12 protein-coding genes are annotated in these 16,302 nt (G+C 68.7%); 6 read left to right on the top strand and 6 right to left on the bottom strand.

Going from position 1 to position 16,302, the window contains the following annotated elements:
* Positions 1 to 9: 9 nt before the first annotated feature.
* The 5 genes from RCH21_RS02860 to RCH21_RS02840 all read left to right on the top strand — a co-directional run bounded on the left by RCH21_RS02860 (position 10) and on the right by RCH21_RS02840 (position 6,695).
* Complete coding sequence (locus RCH21_RS02860; protein ID WP_326963231.1) at positions 10 to 1,074, top strand: threonine aldolase family protein; 1,065 nt, start codon at positions 10 to 12, stop codon at positions 1,072 to 1,074.
* A gap of 89 nt (positions 1,075 to 1,163) precedes the next feature.
* Positions 1,164 to 1,799: a DUF3000 domain-containing protein gene (locus RCH21_RS02855; RefSeq protein ID WP_326963108.1), complete on the top strand. Its 636-nt coding sequence runs from the start codon at positions 1,164 to 1,166 to the stop codon at positions 1,797 to 1,799.
* A 63-nt stretch (positions 1,800 to 1,862) separates the two neighbouring features.
* On the top strand, positions 1,863 to 3,236 hold the full coding sequence (locus RCH21_RS02850; protein ID WP_120147746.1) for an HRDC domain-containing protein: 1,374 nt from the start codon (positions 1,863 to 1,865) through the stop codon (positions 3,234 to 3,236).
* Positions 3,237 to 3,321: 85 nt separating this feature from the next.
* Positions 3,322 to 4,572, top strand: coding sequence for a thiolase family protein (locus RCH21_RS02845; protein WP_326963107.1), 1,251 nt, complete (start codon positions 3,322 to 3,324; stop codon positions 4,570 to 4,572).
* Complete coding sequence (locus RCH21_RS02840) at positions 4,569 to 6,695, top strand: 3-hydroxyacyl-CoA dehydrogenase NAD-binding domain-containing protein (protein ID WP_326963106.1); 2,127 nt, start codon at positions 4,569 to 4,571, stop codon at positions 6,693 to 6,695. The genes RCH21_RS02845 and RCH21_RS02840 overlap by 4 nt, the downstream gene beginning before the upstream one ends.
* 63 nt (positions 6,696 to 6,758) lie before the next feature.
* Here RCH21_RS02840 and RCH21_RS02835 read toward each other — a convergent pair whose 3' ends face one another.
* From RCH21_RS02835 to ileS, 5 genes are all read right to left on the bottom strand, one after another.
* Positions 6,759 to 7,724, bottom strand: a complete 966-nt coding sequence (locus RCH21_RS02835; RefSeq protein ID WP_326963105.1) for an aldo/keto reductase — start codon at positions 7,722 to 7,724, stop codon at positions 6,759 to 6,761.
* A 66-nt stretch (positions 7,725 to 7,790) separates the two neighbouring features.
* The gene (gene ndk, locus RCH21_RS02830) at positions 7,791 to 8,207 is read right to left on the bottom strand and encodes a nucleoside-diphosphate kinase (RefSeq protein ID WP_120147749.1); all 417 of its coding nucleotides are present in this window, start codon (positions 8,205 to 8,207) and stop codon (positions 7,791 to 7,793) included.
* 89 nt (positions 8,208 to 8,296) lie between these two features.
* The gene (locus tag RCH21_RS02825; protein WP_326963104.1) at positions 8,297 to 8,728 is read right to left on the bottom strand and encodes a DUF4233 domain-containing protein; all 432 of its coding nucleotides are present in this window, start codon (positions 8,726 to 8,728) and stop codon (positions 8,297 to 8,299) included.
* Positions 8,729 to 8,735: 7 nt separating this feature from the next.
* Positions 8,736 to 10,136, bottom strand: coding sequence for a bifunctional folylpolyglutamate synthase/dihydrofolate synthase (locus RCH21_RS02820; protein ID WP_442784650.1), 1,401 nt, complete (start codon positions 10,134 to 10,136; stop codon positions 8,736 to 8,738).
* Positions 10,129 to 13,425, bottom strand: coding sequence for an isoleucine--tRNA ligase (gene ileS, locus RCH21_RS02815; protein WP_326963103.1), 3,297 nt, complete (start codon positions 13,423 to 13,425; stop codon positions 10,129 to 10,131). Before ileS ends, RCH21_RS02820 begins: the two co-directional genes overlap by 8 nt.
* Positions 13,426 to 13,858: 433 nt before the next feature.
* On the opposite strand from ileS, the gene RCH21_RS02810 reads away from it, so the two are divergent.
* A complete protein-coding gene (locus tag RCH21_RS02810; protein WP_326963102.1) occupies positions 13,859 to 15,187 on the top strand; it encodes a cytochrome P450 in 1,329 nt (442 codons plus the stop codon).
* A gap of 101 nt (positions 15,188 to 15,288) precedes the next feature.
* On the opposite strand, the gene RCH21_RS02805 is transcribed toward RCH21_RS02810, so the two are convergent.
* Entirely contained in the window at positions 15,289 to 16,302 is a 1,014-nt protein-coding gene (locus tag RCH21_RS02805; protein WP_326963101.1) for a diacylglycerol/lipid kinase family protein, read from the bottom strand.

Here is a 16,302-nt window from a genome sequence, read left to right as displayed (position 1 = left end):
ACCGACACGATGATCCCCGCCGCAGACGCCTCCCTCCACGACCGCACCCAGCGCAGCTTCGCCTCCGACAACTACTCCGGCGTGCATCCCGAAGTGCTCACGGCGCTCGCAGCCGCCAACGAGGGACACCAGGTCGCCTACGGCGAGGACCAGTACACTGCACGGCTGCAGGAGGTGATGGAGCACCACTTCGGTGAGGGCATCTCGATCTACCCCGTGTTCAACGGCACCGGCGCGAACGTCCTGTCCCTGCAGTCGATCCTGCCGCGATGGGGCGCCGTCATCTGTCCGCGGACCGCGCACATCAACGTCGACGAGAACGCCGCGCCCGAGCGCGTCGGCGGGATCAAGCTGCTGACCGTGCCCACGCCGGACGGCAAGCTCACCCCCGAACTGATCGACCAGGAGGCCTGGGGCTGGGGCGACCAGCACCGTGCACAGCCCCTGGCCGTCTCGATCACCCAGACGACAGAGCTAGGCACGCTGTACTCCGTCGCGGAGATCAAGGCCATCGCGGACCACTGCCACGCCCGCGGCATGCGCGTCCACATGGACGGCGCCCGCCTGGCCAACGCCGCCGCAGCCCTGGGACAACCGTTGCGGGCCTTCACCCGGGATGCCGGCGTGGACATCCTGTCCTTCGGCGGCACCAAGAACGGGCTGATGTTCGGCGAGTGCATCGTGGTCCTCGACCAGGAGGCATCCACGGGGCTCGAGTACCTCCGCAAGCTCAACATGCAGCTCGCCTCGAAGATGCGCTTCGTCTCGGCACAGCTGATCGCACTGCTGGAGGGTGACCTCTGGCTCCGCTCGGCGTCGCACGCGAACGCCATGGCGGCCCGGCTCACCGATGGCGTCCGCGGTATCCAGGGCGTGACGCTGACCCAGGAGACGACGGCCAACGCTGTCTTCGCCCTCCTGCCTCCGGGCGCGGCGGACCGCATTCGGGAGAGCTTCCGCTTCTACGACTGGGACCAGGCCACGGGCGAGGTCCGGTGGATGTGCTCCTTCGACACCACCGAGGAGGACGTCGATGCCTTCATCGACGCGATCAGCCGCGAGGTCTCGTCCTGACACCAGCCCGTCGACCGGGAGGGCTTCCAGCCCCCCGCGCCACGGCGCGCCGCCGCCGAACCCACCCCTGCAGGGCATAGCCTGCGGGTGTGAGTGCATTAGGCGGCATATCCCAGCTCCCTGGAGAATTCCTCGACGCCCTCTCCGGTCTCCGGAAGGCGGCCCGACGCAGTGAGATCAGGCTCGAGGAGATACCTGCTCCCTCCCGTCTCGCCCCCTTCGCAGTTGCGCTCGGAGCGGAGATCTTCGCATCGACCCCGGTCCCGCCACCGCCCCTCCACGGGCCCGCGCGAGCCCTCGTCCTCCCGCCCCAGCCCGAGGAACTGGCCACCGGTCGCTTCATCCTCCTCTACGATCCCGAGGGATCCGAGGTCTGGAACGGATGCTTCCGCATCGTCACGTACATCCGCGCGCAACTCGAACCCGACATGGGCAATGACGCCCTGCTCGGTTCCGTCGCGTGGACGTGGCTCGTGGAAGCGCTCGAGAATCACGGCGCCCGCCATCACAGCACGGGCGGTACGGCCACGCGGATCCTGTCCGAGAGCTACGGCACCCTCGAGGACCGCCCCGACACCATCGACATCGAGTTGAGGGCTTCCTGGACGCCGGCGACCTCCGACGTGCGGCGCCACCTCGAGGCGTGGTCCGAGATGGTCTGTACATTCGCCGGGCTGCCTCCCCTGCCCGAGGGCGTCGCGCACCTGCCACACCGCAGGTCCTGAGCGTCCCTGGAGCTATGGATCCCTTCAGAACACGGCCCGCTGCGGGGATAGACTGAAATCACCATGAGTTCCCACACCTCCGAACAGACGGACAGCGCCGAAGCGTCCGATCAGACCGTCGATACCGATGCCTCCATCCCACTCCCCCTCCTGACCGAGCCGCGCGGCGGCGTCCCCCTCGTGATCGACACCCAGGCAGGGCTCGAGCGGGCTGCAGCGGCACTCGCGGCGGGAACGGGACCGGCGGGGGTCGACGCCGAGAGGGCATCCGGGTTCCGTTACGGGCAGCGTGCCTTCCTGGTGCAGATCCGTCGGGAAGGCGCGGGAACGTGGCTCATCGACCCCGAGCCCTTCGACGACCTCCGCATCATCGACGACGCGCTCGACGGCGTCGAATGGATCCTGCATGCCGCCAGCCAGGACCTCCCCTGCCTCTCGGAACTCGCGATGTGGCCCGACCGGCTCTTCGACACCGAGCTCGCGGCCCGCCTCGCCGGCCTTCCCCGCGTCGGGCTCGCCGCCGTGATCGAATCCCAGCTCGGCTTCAGCCTCGCCAAGGAGCACTCGGCCGCGGACTGGTCCAAGCGCCCGCTGCCCGAGCCGTGGCTCCGCTATGCCGCGCTCGACGTCGAGGTCCTATCCGAGCTGCGCGCCAAGCTCGTCGATCTCCTCGAACGTGACGGTAAGCTCGCCATCGCCGAGGAGGAGTTCGAACACATCCGGCAGACCCCACCGGCTGAACCGCGCGTGGATCCGTGGCGCCGCACCTCGGGGCTGCACCAGTTGCGCGACCGTCGGCAGCTCGCCGCCGTACGGCAGATGTGGCTCGAGCGTGAGGACCTCGCGCAGCGCCGGGATGTCGCGCCAGGCCGCCTCATCCCGGATTCGGCGATCATCGCGGCCGCCAAGGCGATGCCTGCTACGGTGCCTCAGCTCCTGGGTACCAAGGGCTTCCATGGGCGCGCAGCCCAGAAGGAGGCACCACGCTGGCTGAAGTGCATCAGCGATGCGCGGAAGCTCACCGACCTCCCCCCGCTGCACATCTCCACGAACGCCCCTCCGCCGCCGCGGATCTGGCCCGAGAAGGACCCGGAGGCCGCTGCTCGCCTGCAGACGGCGCGCCCGCGCGTGGCCGCCCGCGCGGATGCGCTCGGGATGCCGCTGGAGAACCTGCTGACGCCGGACTATTTGCGGCGTATCGCCTGGCGCCCGCCGGCAGTGCTCTCCCTCGAATCCGTGTCGGCAGCCCTGATCGAACTGGGCGCCCGGCCCTGGCAGGTCGAGCAGGTCGCGGCGATCATCACGGTAGCCTTCCTCGATCCTGATCCCCTGCCGGCCAGGGGCCAGCAGGCCGACCGGCAGACCGAAGCGCAGGCGGACCAGCACGCCGCGGCGCAGCCGGTCCCACCGTCCATCCGGGTGACGACCACCGACTGATCCCGAGGACCCTCCTGGCTGCTTGCACGCTATGTTACCCATCAGTAACATAGTGGCGGATCAACATCTCAAAGAGGAGCAACAGGTGAGCCTACACATCGGGACCACGTCCCCGCGGAGTGCATCACGCGCCGTCCGCGACGTCGTCTTCGTCGATGGAGTCCGTACCCCCTTCGGCAGGGCAGGCGACAAGGGCATCTATGCGGGAATGCGTGCCGACGATCTCGTGGTGAAATGCATCCGCGACCTCATGCGCAGGAACCCGTCCCTGCCGGCCGAGCGCATCGACGAAGTCGCGATCGCGGCCACCACCCAAACCGGCGACCAGGGGCTGACGATCGGTCGGACCGCGGCACTCCTTGCGGGTCTGCCCCGGACGGTGCCGGGATTCGCGATCGACCGCATGTGCGCGGGCGCCATGACCGCCGTGACCACGACGGCCTCCGGCATCGCCTTCGGCGCCTACGACGTCGTCATCGCGGGCGGCGTCGAGCACATGGGCAACCACCCGATGGGAGTCGGCGCAGACCCGAATCCGCGCTTCGTCTCCGAGCGGATCGTCGACCCGGCAGCACTCAACATGGGCAATACCGCCGAGAACCTCCACGACCGCTTCCCGGCCATCACGAGGGACCGCACGGATGCCTACGCGGTCCGCAGCCAGCAGAAGCTCGCCCAGGCGTACGAGGCCGGGCAGATCCAGCCCGACCTCGTCCCCGTGGCCGGCAGGAAGCCCGGCTCCGGCTGGACCCTCAACACCGTCGACGAGCCTCCCCGTCCCGGCACGACCGTGGACGATCTCGCCACCCTGCGGACGCCGTTCCGCGCGCACGGGCGGGTGACGGCAGGCAACGCCGCCGGCCTGAATGACGGAGCGACGGCGGCCCTGCTCGCCTCCGCGGACGCAGCTGCGGAACTCGGGCTTCCCGTCCGCATGCGCCTGGTGGCGTACGCCTTCGCCGGCGTCGAGCCCGAGGTGATGGGGATAGGTCCGGTTCCCGCGACCGAGAAGGCCCTGCGCCAGGCGGGCCTCGACATCGCCGACATCGGCCTCTTCGAGATCAACGAGGCCTTCGCCGTCCAGGTCCTGAGTTTCCTCGACCACTTCGGCATCGACGACGAGGATCCGCGCGTCAACCGCTACGGCGGAGCCATCGCCGTCGGGCACCCGCTCGCGTCCTCCGGCGTCCGCCTCATGAACCAGCTCGCACGCCAGTTCGAAGAGGACCCCTCGGTGCGCTACGGCATGACCACCATGTGCATCGGTCTCGGCATGGGTGCCACCGTCATCTGGGAGAACCCCCACCACGAGCACTACGGACAGGATGCAGCATGAGCTTCGAACGCTACGACGAACTGGTCGGGCTCGTCCCCACCGAGGTGGTCACCCACTCCTACGTCCAGGACATCGCCCTTCCCGAGGAGGCCGGCGTCCTTGCGCTCATCACGCTGGACAACGACCTGGACTCCACGAAGCCGACGACGCTGGGGCCGAACACCCTCATCGAGTTCGGCCGCACGCTCGAGGGACTGAAGGAACGCGCCGCACGGGGCGAGATCAGCGCCGTCGCCGTCACGGGCAAGCCCTACTTCCTGGTGGCGGGAGCCGATCTGAGCACCGTCAAGAGCGTGAGGTCGGAGCACCTCGGCAGGCTTATGGCGGAGCTCGGCCATGAAGCCTATGACCTGCTGTCCGACATGGGCGTGCCGAGTTTCGCGTTCATCAACGGAGTCGCGCTCGGTGGCGGACTCGAAGTGGCTCTCGCGGCCAACTACCGGACGGTGTCCTCGGGTGCCAACGGCATCGGGCTGCCGGAAGCCTTCATCGGGCTCGTCCCGGGCTGGGGCGGCGTGTACCGTCTGCCGCGCCTGATCGGGCCTGCGAACGCCGTCAAGGTCATGATCGAGAACCCGCTCAGCAACAACCGCAGCCTCGATGGCAGCGCGGCGTACGAGCTCGGTATCGCCGACGCCCTGTTCGAGCCCGCCGACTATCTCGAACAGTCGCTGGTGTGGGCAGCACGGGTCCTCACGGGTGGCGAGGCAGCGGAGGCGGTTGCGCAGCGACGTGCCAGGCTCGCCCAGTACGACGACGCCGCCTGGGCCGGAGCTGTCGCCGCGGGACGCGCGTTCGTCGAGGCGAAGACCAGCAATGCGGCCCCGGCGCCGTCGCGCGTCCTCGACCTGCTCGAGGCCGGACGGACCCTGTCGCAGAAGGAATCGGCGGCGGCCGAGTGCGCGGCGCTTGCCGACCTCATGCAGACACCCGAGTTCCACGCCACGGTCTACGCCTTCCTCGACCTCGTGCAGAAGCGCGGGAAGCGCCCGGCAGGAGCCCCGGACCGGAAGCTGGCCCGCCCGGTGACGAAGGTCGGCGTCGTGGGCGCCGGGCTGATGGCGAGCCAGCTCGCCCTGCTCTTCGCCCGGCAGCTCAAGGTGCCTGTGGTCCTCACCGACATCGACCAGGCCCGCGTGGACAAGGGCGTGGGGTACGTCCACGCCGAGATCGACAAGATGCTCGGCAGGAAGCGCCTCTCGCAGGACGCGGCGAACCGCACCAAGGCGCTCGTATCCGGCTCCGTCTCGAAGGAGGTCTTCTCTGATGCGGACTTCGTCATCGAGGCGGTCTTCGAGGAGATGTCCGTCAAGAAGCAGGTGTTCAAGGAGGTGGAGGCCGTCGTCTCCCCCGAGTGCATCCTTGCGACCAACACCTCCTCGCTGTCCGTCGCCGAGATGGCAGCCGACCTGCAGCACCCCGAGCGCGTGGTGGGCTTCCACTTCTTCAACCCGGTGGCGGCGATGCCGCTGCTCGAGGTCGTCCGGGCACCGAAGACCGACGAGTCCGTGCTGGCGACGGCGTTCGTCCTCGCCAAGGGACTGAAGAAGAACGCGGTGCTGGTGCAGGATGCCCCTGCCTTCGTGGTGAATCGCATCCTCGGGCGCATGTTCGGCGAGATCACGGCGGTGTTCGACGAGGGTACGGACGCGGAGACCGCCGACAGCGCGCTGCGGCCCCTGGGACTGCCGATGACGCCGTTCAGGCTCCTCGCACTCGTGGGGCTGCCCGTCGGGCAGCACGTGCAGGAATCGCTGCACGCGGCCTTCGGCGACCGGTTCCACGTCTCCTCGAACCAGCAGAAGCTCATCGAGGCCGGAGTCAAGGGGCTGTGGGAGAGGCAGGAGGACGGGACCGAGATCGTCCCCGAGCAGACCCTGGCGCTGATCGAGCGCGGGAGCACGCCGTCGTCGGCGGAGGACGTCCTGCGCCGCACGCAGGACGCGCTGGCGGACGAGATCGGGCGCATGCTGTCCGAGGGCGTCGTCGCCGCTCCCGAGGACATCGATCTCTGCATGATCATGGGCGCGGGATGGCCGATGCACCTGGGGGGCATCACGCCCTACCTCGACCGGGTCGGGGCGTCGGAGCGCGTTCTCGGGAAGACCTTCCACCAGGCCTGACGGGACATTGGAAAGGCCCCTGCCATTCGGGCAGGGGCCTTTGTCGCGGAGGGAACGGACGGCTCAGGCCGCCGGGCGGGGGAAGATCCGATCGAGTTCCGCGAGGTCGTCGTCCGATGGCGTCCACGCGACGGCTGCCGCGTTCTGGCGAACCTGCTCGGGCGAGGTGGCGCCGGCGATGACGGACCCGACCGAGGGCTGGGCGGCCAGCCAGGAGAAGGCCACCTGCACCTCGGTGACCTCGCGCTCGGCCGCGAACGCGGAGAAGGCCTCGAGCTGGTCCCAGTCCACGGTCTCCAGCACGTTCCTCCGGGAGTGGGTGAGCCGGCTCCCCGCGGGGACCTCGTCGCGCCGGTACTTGCCCGTCAGCAGGCCGTTCGCCAGCGGGAAGTACGGGAGGACCCCGAGCCCGTAGGCCTCGACGGCGGGAACGACCTCTCGTTCCAGGCGACGGTCCAGCAGGTTGTAGGGATTCTGCGCGGAGATGAACGGCGTGTAGCCGCCGCTGCGTGCCGTGAACTCGGCCTCGGCAATCTGCCAGCCCGCGAAGTTGGAGTGGCCGAGGTAGCGCACCTTGCCGCTCGTCACGAGGTCGTCGAGGGCCGCGAGGGTCTCCTCCACAGGCGTCAGGGCATCCGGAGCGTGGTACTGGTACAGGTCGATCCACTCCGTCCCGAGGCGACGGAGCGAGGCCTCGACAGCGCGGATGATGTAACGCCGGGAGCCGCGCGCATTCCAGTCCGGGCCGTTCACCCCGCCCATGTCGAGGCCGAACTTGGTGGCGAGTACGACGTCCTCGCGCCTGCTGCCGAGCGCCTTCCCGAGCTGCACCTCACTGACCCCCGGCTCGACCCCGTACATATCGGCGACGTCGAACAGCGTGATGCCGGCATCGATCGCTGCATGGACGACGGCGTCGGTGCCCTCTTGGGATCGGGAGGTCGTGCCGGCCCTGCCCAGGTTGTTGCAGCCGAGCCCGACGGTGGAAACGCTGAGTCCCGAGGAACCCAGTCTGCGGTAGGTCATCATGGACCTAACCTACCAACACAGTTGCCCCGGGCACATGACCGGGGCAACTGTTGACGTTCGGTGGGGTCAGGCGAACCAGATGCCGATCTCACGTACCGCGGATTCCGCGGAATCGGATCCGTGGACGAGGTTCTGCTGCACCTTCGCACCCCAGTCGCGGCCGAAGTCACCGCGGATGGTCCCGGGCGCGGCCGTCGTCGGCTCGGTCGTCCCGGCGAGGGACCGGAAACCCTCGATGACGCGCTGGCCCTCGAAGACGGCCGCCACGATCGGTCCGCTCAGCATGAACTCCACGAGTGGTTCGAAGAACGGCTTGCCGACGTGCTCCGCATAGTGCTCCTCGAGGAGTTCGCGGGTGGCGTGCACCTGCTTGAGCTCGGCAATGGTGTAACCCTTCGCCTCGATACGGGACAGGATGGAGCCGGTCAGGCCGCGGGTCACGCCGTCGGGCTTGACGAGGACGAGGGTGCGTTCAACGCTCATGGGATCTCCTGGGCAGATGGGCGCTGCCGTGGAACGGCGCGCGATGGGAACAGCTGGTTTCGGTATCGACTCTACTCAAGCCGGCGGGCCTACTCGGGGTTCGCCTTCTCCCAGGCGGCCTGCACCCGGTCGCGCTCCACGTTCTCGCGGTCCACACGCGTTCCCTGCCGTATGCCGTACAGCCAGATCAGGGCGAAGGCGAGGCCGACGACGAACATGGTGGGCTCGAGGAATCCGCCCGCGATGAGAACGAGCTGCAGGAACCAGCCGACGCCGACGCCCCAGGGTTTCGTGAGCACCGCACAGGTCAGGATGAGGACCGCGCTGAGGATCAGTCCCGACGTGAGGATGAGCCCGGGGGAGATCTCGTCGCGTCGCAGGCCGAAGACCGCGAGCGTCGCGAAGAACACCACGAATGCCTCGAGCAGCAGGACCGTCGAGGCGAACAGGATCTTCGTGGACCGGCGCTTCCTGGGCATGCCGGGCCGCCATTCACGCTGCGCCTTCGTCATGCGTGCCATGCTTCGCCTACTTTCCGAGGAGCGTGCGGGCTTCTCCGACCACCGTGATCGAGCCGGTCACGAGGATGCCCCCTGCCAGGTCATTATTCTCCTCGACCTTCATGACGGCCCATTCCAGTGCGTCATCGAGGGAGGGTGCGATGTTGATGTTCTCCTCGGCGAAACCGGCCGAGAGGGCGGCCTGGAGGAGGTCTGCCGCCGGCACGGACCGGGGCGAGGTCGACTGCGTGAGGCAGACGTCCTCCAGGATGCCGCCCAGTTCCTCGTGCAGTTCGGCGAGCATCCCCGCGGCGTCCTTGTCCTCGAGGATGCCGATGACGAGCACGAGGCGGGAGAAATCGAAGGCCTCGTTGATGCCCTTGGCCGCGGCGCGGGCGCCTGCCGGGTTGTGCGCGGCGTCGACGATGATGCTCGGGGCGGTGCGCACCACCTCCAGGCGTCCGGGTGACGTGACGGCGCGCAGGCCGTTGCGCACCAGGACGGTGTCCAGCTCACGCTCACCGCCGCCGAGAAAGGCCTCGACCGCTGCGACGGCCAGGGCGGCGTTCTCCGCCTGGTGCTCGCCGTGCAGGGGTACCAGGAGCTCGCCGTAGCGGCCGGCGAGTCCGGTGAGGGACACCACCTGGCCGCCGACCGCGACCGTCCTGGACTCGACCCCGAACTCGACGCCCTCGAAGCGGAATTCCGCGCCGACCTCCCGGGCCCGCTCGAGGAGAACCTGGGCGGCGTCGTGCGGCTGGATGGCGCTCACGAGGAATGCGCCGGGCTTGATGATGCCGGCCTTCTCCAGGGCGATGTCCTCGACGGTGTCGCCCAGCAGGTCCGTATGGTCGAGGGAGATCGGAGTGACCACCGCGACCTGCCCGTCCCCGACGTTGGTGGCGTCCGTGATCCCGCCCAGGCCCACCTCGATGACGCCGACGTCGATGGGCTCGTCGGCGAAGATGGCGAACGCGAGGATCGTGACGCACTCGAAGTAGGTCAGGCGGGGCTCGCCGGCCACGAGGAGTTCGCCGTCGATGATGTCGAGGTAGGGCTTGATCTCGTCCCAGACCCGGACGAACGTCCCATCGCTGACGGGCTCGCCGTCGATGCTGATGCGCTCCGTAACGCGGGACAGGTGCGGGCTCGTGTAACGGCCTGTGCGCAGGTCGTGCGCCAGCAGGATGCTCTCGATTATGCGCGCCGTCGTGGTCTTGCCATTGGTCCCGGTGATGTGGATGATCGGGAAGGCCCTGTTGGGCTCGCCCAGGATCTCCATGGCCCTGTACAGCGGGGCCATCCGCGGTTCCATCCTGTTCTCCGGCGCGCGGCCGAGGAGTTCAGCGTAGACGCTCTCGACCGAGAACCTGTCGAGCCCTGCACTGATACCCGTGGAATCTGTCCCGGTGTCGTCCATATCATCCATGGTGCTGCTCCTGCTTCCCGACGGTGATGCTGAATTCGTTGCCTGCTGCCTCGTCCGCGGTGATGCGGAGCTCCACCGTCAGGGTCTCGGCCCTGATCAGGGCCGCATTGGCCTCGAGGGCCTCCACCCTGTCGGGCGCAACGCCGATCGTGGTGGTGATGCGGTCGCTGATGTCGAGGTCCGCGTCGCGGCGTGCCTGCTGGACGGCCCGTATCGCGTCGCGCGCCGTCCCCTCCGCCGCCAGCTCCTCCGTGACCTCCGTGTCGAGGACGAGGAATCCGCCGCCCGGCAGGACCGTGACGGCCTTCGACGCGGCATCGTTCCCTTCCACGATGGTATCGAGCGTGTACTCGTGCGGCTCGAGGGCGAGGCCGCCGGCAGTCACGACTCCGTCGTCGGACACGGACCAGTCCCCCGACTTCGCCGCCTTGATGACGGTCTGCACGTTCTTTCCGAGGCGCGGTCCCGCCGCTCGGGCCTGAACGACGAGGCGCTGCGAGATCCCGAACTCGGCCGGTTCGGCATCCGCCGAATCGACCAGGCGCACGCCCTTGAGGTTGAGTTCGTCCGCGATGATCGACTGGTACTGGCCGGAGAGCTGGGCAGCTCCGGGCGCGACGACGGTCAGCTCGCGGAGCGGCAGGCGCACCCGGAGGTTCGCTGCCTTCCGCAGGCTGGAACCGACCGAGCACACCTGGCGGGTGCGGTCCATCTGCTCCACCAGCTCCGGGGCGGCGGGGAACGATGCGGTGTCGGGCCAGTCGGTGAGGTGCACCGAGCGCCCTCCGGTGAGCCCGCGCCAGATCTCCTCGGTCACCAGGGGAAGCAGTGGAGCCGCGGCCCGGCAGACTGCTTCCAGGCAGGTGTAGAGCACGTCGAAGGCGTCCGTGTCCTCGTCGAAGAAGCGCTGGCGGCTGCGGCGGACGTACCAGTTGGTCAGCGTGTCCAGGTAGCGACGCAGGGACTCGCACGCGTCGCTGATGGTGAACGCGTCGAGCGCTGCGGTGAGGTCGCGGACGAGGTTGCCGGTGTTCGCCAGGATGTAGCGGTCGATCGGCTCCTTCAGCTGCGCTGCGGCCACCGGCGTCACGGTCTTCGCCTCGTAGCCGTCGCCGCCATCGGCCGCATTGGTATAGAGGCTGAAGAAATGCCAGACGTTCCACAGCGGGAGGATCACCTGGCGGACGCCCTCGCGGATGCCCTGCTCGGTGACCACGAGGTTGCCGCCGCGAAGGATCGGGGAGGCCATGAGGAACCAGCGCATGGCGTCGGAGCCGTCGCGGTCGAAGACCTCGGAGACATCGGGGTAGTTGCGGAGGCTCTTCGACATCTTCTGGCCGTCGGACCCGAGGACAATGCCGTGACTGATCACGTTGCGGAAGGCAGGGCGGTCGAAGAGTGCCGTCGACAGGATGTGCAGCATGTAGAACCAGCCACGGGTCTGACCGATGTACTCCACGATGAAGTCGGCCGGGTTGTGGGTGTTGAACCACTGCTCGTTCTCGAACGGGTAGTGCACCTGGCCGTACGGCATGGACCCGGAATCGAACCAGACGTCGAGCACGTCCTCGACGCGGCGCATGGTGGACTGCCCCGATGGATCATCGGGATTGGGACGGGTCAGCTCGTCGATGAAGGGGCGGTGGAGGTCCACCTCGCCCTGCTTGTTCAGCGGGAGCCGGCCGAAGTCCGCCTGCAGCTCCGCGAGGGAGCCGTACACGTCCGTGCGTGGGTATTCGGGATCGTCCGACTGCCACACCGGGATGGGGCTGCCCCAGAAACGGTTGCGGCTGATGGACCAGTCGCGTGCGTTGGAGAGCCAGGTGCCGAACTGTCCGTCCTTCACGTTGCCGGGGATCCAGGTGATGTCCTGGTTCAGCTCCACCATGCGATCACGGATCTTCGTGACCTCGACGTACCACGACGACACGGCGCGGTAGATCAGCGGGTTGCGGCAGCGCCAGCAGTGCGGGTAGCTGTGGACGTAGCTGGCCTGGCGGACGAGGCGGTCCGCCGTCCTCAGGACACGCGTGATGTGCCTGTTCGCTTCGAAGACCTGCAGCCCGACGATCTCGGCCAGCGGCCCTTCCCTGAAGATCGGCAGGAACTTCGCGCCCTCGTCGACCGAGAGGATCACCTGGATGCCGGCTTCCTCGCAGATCTTCTGGTCCTCCTCGCCGTAGGCGGGCGCCTGGTGGACGAGCCCCGTGCCATCCGTCGTGGTGACGTAGTCCGCCACGAGGATGCGGAAGGCGTTGCGGTATCCGCCCTCGTCCGGATCGGCGAGGTAGTCCCACAGCGGTTCGTAGGTGAGTCCCTCGAGTTCCGTGCCGAGGTGTCGCGACGAGACGGCGGCGTGTGCGGCGGCCGCGTCGGCGAAGCCCAGGTCCTTGGCGTAGTTGCCGAGGAGGTCCTCGGCGATCAGGTATCGTCCTGCGTCGCCGTCGCGCTCGGCGTCGACGACCGCGTAGGTGATGTCCGGCCCGACGGCGAGCGCCGCGTTCGTGGGCAGGGTCCAGGGGGTCGTGGTCCAGGCGAGCGCCTGCACGCCCGCGAGGTCCTGCGACAGGACGGACTCCCCGGCGAGGATCGGGAAGGTCACGGTGACGGTCTGGTCCTGGCGGTCCTGGTAGATGTCCTCGTCCATGCGGAGCTCGTGGTTGGACAGCGGCGTCTCGTCGTTCCAGCAGTACGGCAGCACACGGTAGCCGTTGTAGGTGAGCCCCTTCTCGTGCAGGGTCTTGAAGGCCCAGAGGACGGACTCCATGTACTCCGGGTTGAGCGTCTTGTAGTCGTTGTCGAAGTCGACCCAGCGTGCCTGCCGGGTCACGTAGTCGCGCCACTCCCCCGCATACTTCATGACGGAGGCGCGGGAGGCGTCGTTGAACTTGTCGATCCCCATTGCCACGATCTGCTGCTTGTCGGTCATCCCGAGCTGCTTCATCGCCTCGAGTTCGGCCGGCAGCCCATGGGTGTCCCACCCGAAGCGCCGCTCCACGCGGTGGCCGCGCTGGGTCTGGTACCGGCCCACGAGGTCCTTGGCGTATCCGGTGAGGAGGTGCCCGTAGTGCGGCAGCCCGTTGGCGAACGGCGGGCCGTCGTAGAACACGAACTCGTTCGAGCCGTCCACACCGGCATCACGGGCATCGATCGATGCCTGGAAGGTCCCGTCCTCCTGCCAGTAACGCAGGACGCGCTCTTCGAGTTCGGGGAAGCGTGGGGACGCGCTGGTTCCGGGAGAAGCGCCCCGGGCGTCGGGTGACACTGCTTTCGGGTAGATCTGCGGCATGGTTTTCATCCTGTGTACGGCGGCGTCGGGTGGAGCAGGAATCCTGCTGTGAGGACGGGTTCCCGTTCCGCCCACCGCCGGTTGCCTGACCGGCCGCGGGGGTCCTGGACCCGCGGTACCACCTCACTTGCCGCCGTCGTCCGCCGTGCCGCTCCTGGCGGGTACAGCGAGCGGGGCCGCCGCTCGTTCGGGCTGTGACGGGCCACCCCGTCCGGTTCTACGGGCCGCCCGTGGGGCTGGCCTTTCTTCCGGAAGCTCACCGGTGATAGCCGGGTCGATGCTGTTCCCCCAAGTCTAGCCCGGCCCTGAATTCGTTGTCGAAAGCGCGCCTGCACCATGGCAAGGGGTTCGGTTGCGGATGAATCCCGTTGTGGTGACAGCCCGGTGTTGGCAGGCTGGTTCGGATACCCGACCGCAACAGGATGGACACCGCATGCCCGCTCAGGCCCTCCCTACCGCGTCAGCTCTGGACACCGCACGGTTGCTGCTGGGGGTCCTCCTTCCCACGCTCGCGGAGGGGCCGGTCATCAAGCGCCCTCGGGCCGTCGGGCTGGCCGCCCGCCTCGAACTGGACTCGAAGGCAGTCGCCATCATGCGGAAGGTGCACGGCAAGTACCCTGACGGACCGCTGATGCTGAAGCTGCCGATCCGGAAGCAGGCCGTGGTGCTGGCGCCCGAGGACGTGGAGACCGTCCTTGCGCAGTCGCCGGATCCCTTCTCCCCTGCCAGCAGCGAGAAGAAGGCCGCACTGTCGCACTTCCAGCCCTCCAACGTCCTGATCTCGCAGGGTCCGGTGCGGACGGTGCGCCGTGTCCTGCACGAACAGGTCCTGGACACCGATCACCCCGTGCACCGTCTCGCGGACGCATTCGTGCCGGTGGTGGAGGACGAGATCCAGGAGCTCCTCGTCGACGCCGTCCGCGCCGGCTCCCTGCCCTGGGACGACTTCGCGGACGCCTGGCACCGCGTGATGCGCCGCGTGGTCTTCGGGGACCACGCCGCAGACGATACCGGGCTCACCATGATGCTGGACAGGTTGCGGAAGGACGGGAACTGGGCGTTCCTCAAGCCGGTGAGAAAACGCACCCGCGCGCGCCTGAACGAACGCATCAGGGGCGAACTCGCCCGCGCCGAACCGGGGAGCCTTGCCGCCGTCCTCGCGGCCGCTCCGAAGGGCGACGGCGCCGAACCCGCGGATCAGGTACCCCAGTGGCTCTTCGCCCTGGACAATACCGGCATGGCGGCCTTCCGTGCCCTGGCCGTTCTCGTGACTCATCCGGAGGCCATGGCGGCAGCGCGGCGCGAGATCGACGGCGATACGTCGGGCCGCCGGCACCTCCCGTACCTGCGCGCGTGTGTCCTCGAGGTGCTGCGGCTCTGGCCTACCACTCCGATGATCCTGCGGCAGACGACGCAGCCTGTGCAGTGGGCTCGGGGCCTGATGCCGGCGGGGTGCGGCGTGCTCGTCTACACGCCCTACTTCCACCGGGACGACCGTCACCTCCGCAGTGCCCACAACTTCTCCCCGGAGCGGTGGCTCACCGACGAGGACGACGGCTGGCCGCTGGTGCCCTTCAGCGACGGCCCGGTGGTGTGTCCCGGGAAGCAGCTCGTCCTGCTCCTGACGAGCACAGCCCTCGCCTCGCTGGTCAGCGGGCATGACTTCGAGGTGCAGGAGGGCCCGAGGCTCGACCCGGCCCGCCCCCTGCCGGGCACGATGGACAACTATTCCGTGACACTTGGGGTGTCCCTCCGGGCCTGACCCCGGGCCTGGCCCCGGTGCGAGCGCTCCTCCTTCACGGGCGCTGCCGGCTGCCCGGCTCCACCGCCGAAACAGTTCGGCGGCGGCACGCGTTCCCCGGGTCAGAGACCCGAGATCGGGTGCGGGTGGCCGAGGGACGGTGAGCCTGCCGGCATCAGCACCTTCAGCGCCCGGGGCATCACTGTCACGGCGGCCGGGAGCGAGCCTACGAGCTCACCGTCGGCGTAGACGTTGAGGGGCTTGTCCGCCGTGATCGTGACGCTCGTTCCGCGGGCGGTCGCGACACCCGGCGTGCCGATGTGCCGGCCCCGGTACGAACGGAGGAAGGTGGCAGCGACGGTCAGGATCGACGAGCGGCCCAGCGACACCACGTCGAGGAAGCCGTCGTCGACCGTCGCCCCAGGGCAGATCCGCAGTCCACCGCCGTACTGTCCGGTGTTCCCCACGGCGATGAACCAGCCGGGGAAGATCCGCTCCTGTCCGTCGACGGACAGGGTGAAGGTCACGCTCCGCCAGGCCCACAAAGCTCTCAGCCCGCCGTAGAGATAGACGAACGGACCGAGACGCAGACGCGCCGCATTGCCGTACTCGTTCGCGAGCGCATCGAACCCGACGTGCGCAACACCCAGAAAGGGGCGACCGTTGACGTGGCCGAGATCGATGTCGGCGCTGGCATAGCGCGCGAGGGCACGGACGGCCCGCACGGGGTCCAGCGGCAGTCCGAGGCGTCGCACGGTGTCGTTCCCGCGGCCGCCGGCCAGGGGCAGGAGGATGGCGCCTGACTCCTGGACACCGGCGGCGACGGCGCCGAGGAATCCACCACCGCCCAGGGCTGCGACGACGCTCCCCGGCGCAGCCGCTCGCGCCTGTTCCGTAGCCTCGCGCAGGCTCCCCGTGAGAACGACGGAGAGCTCGAAACCTTCGCGCCTCAGCGCTGCTGCGGTGCGCGGTCCGAGCCGCCGTGCCCGACCCCGGCCGGCGGTCGGACTGACGAGGAGGAGCGCCTCTCCCCTGCGACGCGGGTCTCCGCGCCGGTCTCGGTGCGGAGACCATCGGTCGTCCGGACCACCGGCGATCGGGCGGCGAGCCCTGTGGTGTCGTCCCGGCGGGGGCAC

It is taken from the genome of Arthrobacter sp. PL16, assembly GCF_035985055.1.
Taxonomy (GTDB): Bacteria; Actinomycetota; Actinomycetes; order Actinomycetales; family Micrococcaceae; genus Arthrobacter_D; species Arthrobacter_D cheniae.
Note: the sequence above shows the minus strand (reverse complement) of the source record. Positions and strands in the feature narration are given on the sequence as shown.

What these genes read in the sequence shown, in the direction of transcription:
- RCH21_RS02820 (WP_442784650.1), bottom strand. Translation starts at nt 10,136, where the DNA reads ATGGATGATATGGACGACACCGGGACAGATTCCACGGGTATCAGTGCA.
- RCH21_RS02860 (WP_326963231.1), top strand. Translation starts at nt 10, where the DNA reads ATGATCCCCGCCGCAGACGCCTCCCTCCACGACCGCACCCAGCGCAGC.
- RCH21_RS02840 (WP_326963106.1), top strand. Translation starts at nt 4,569, where the DNA reads ATGAGCTTCGAACGCTACGACGAACTGGTCGGGCTCGTCCCCACCGAG.
- ndk (WP_120147749.1), bottom strand. Translation starts at nt 8,207, where the DNA reads ATGAGCGTTGAACGCACCCTCGTCCTCGTCAAGCCCGACGGCGTGACC.
- RCH21_RS02810 (WP_326963102.1), top strand. Translation starts at nt 13,859, where the DNA reads ATGCCCGCTCAGGCCCTCCCTACCGCGTCAGCTCTGGACACCGCACGG.
- ileS (WP_326963103.1), bottom strand. Translation starts at nt 13,425, where the DNA reads ATGCCGCAGATCTACCCGAAAGCAGTGTCACCCGACGCCCGGGGCGCT.
- RCH21_RS02825 (WP_326963104.1), bottom strand. Translation starts at nt 8,728, where the DNA reads ATGGCACGCATGACGAAGGCGCAGCGTGAATGGCGGCCCGGCATGCCC.
- RCH21_RS02850 (WP_120147746.1), top strand. Translation starts at nt 1,863, where the DNA reads ATGAGTTCCCACACCTCCGAACAGACGGACAGCGCCGAAGCGTCCGAT.
- RCH21_RS02835 (WP_326963105.1), bottom strand. Translation starts at nt 7,724, where the DNA reads ATGATGACCTACCGCAGACTGGGTTCCTCGGGACTCAGCGTTTCCACC.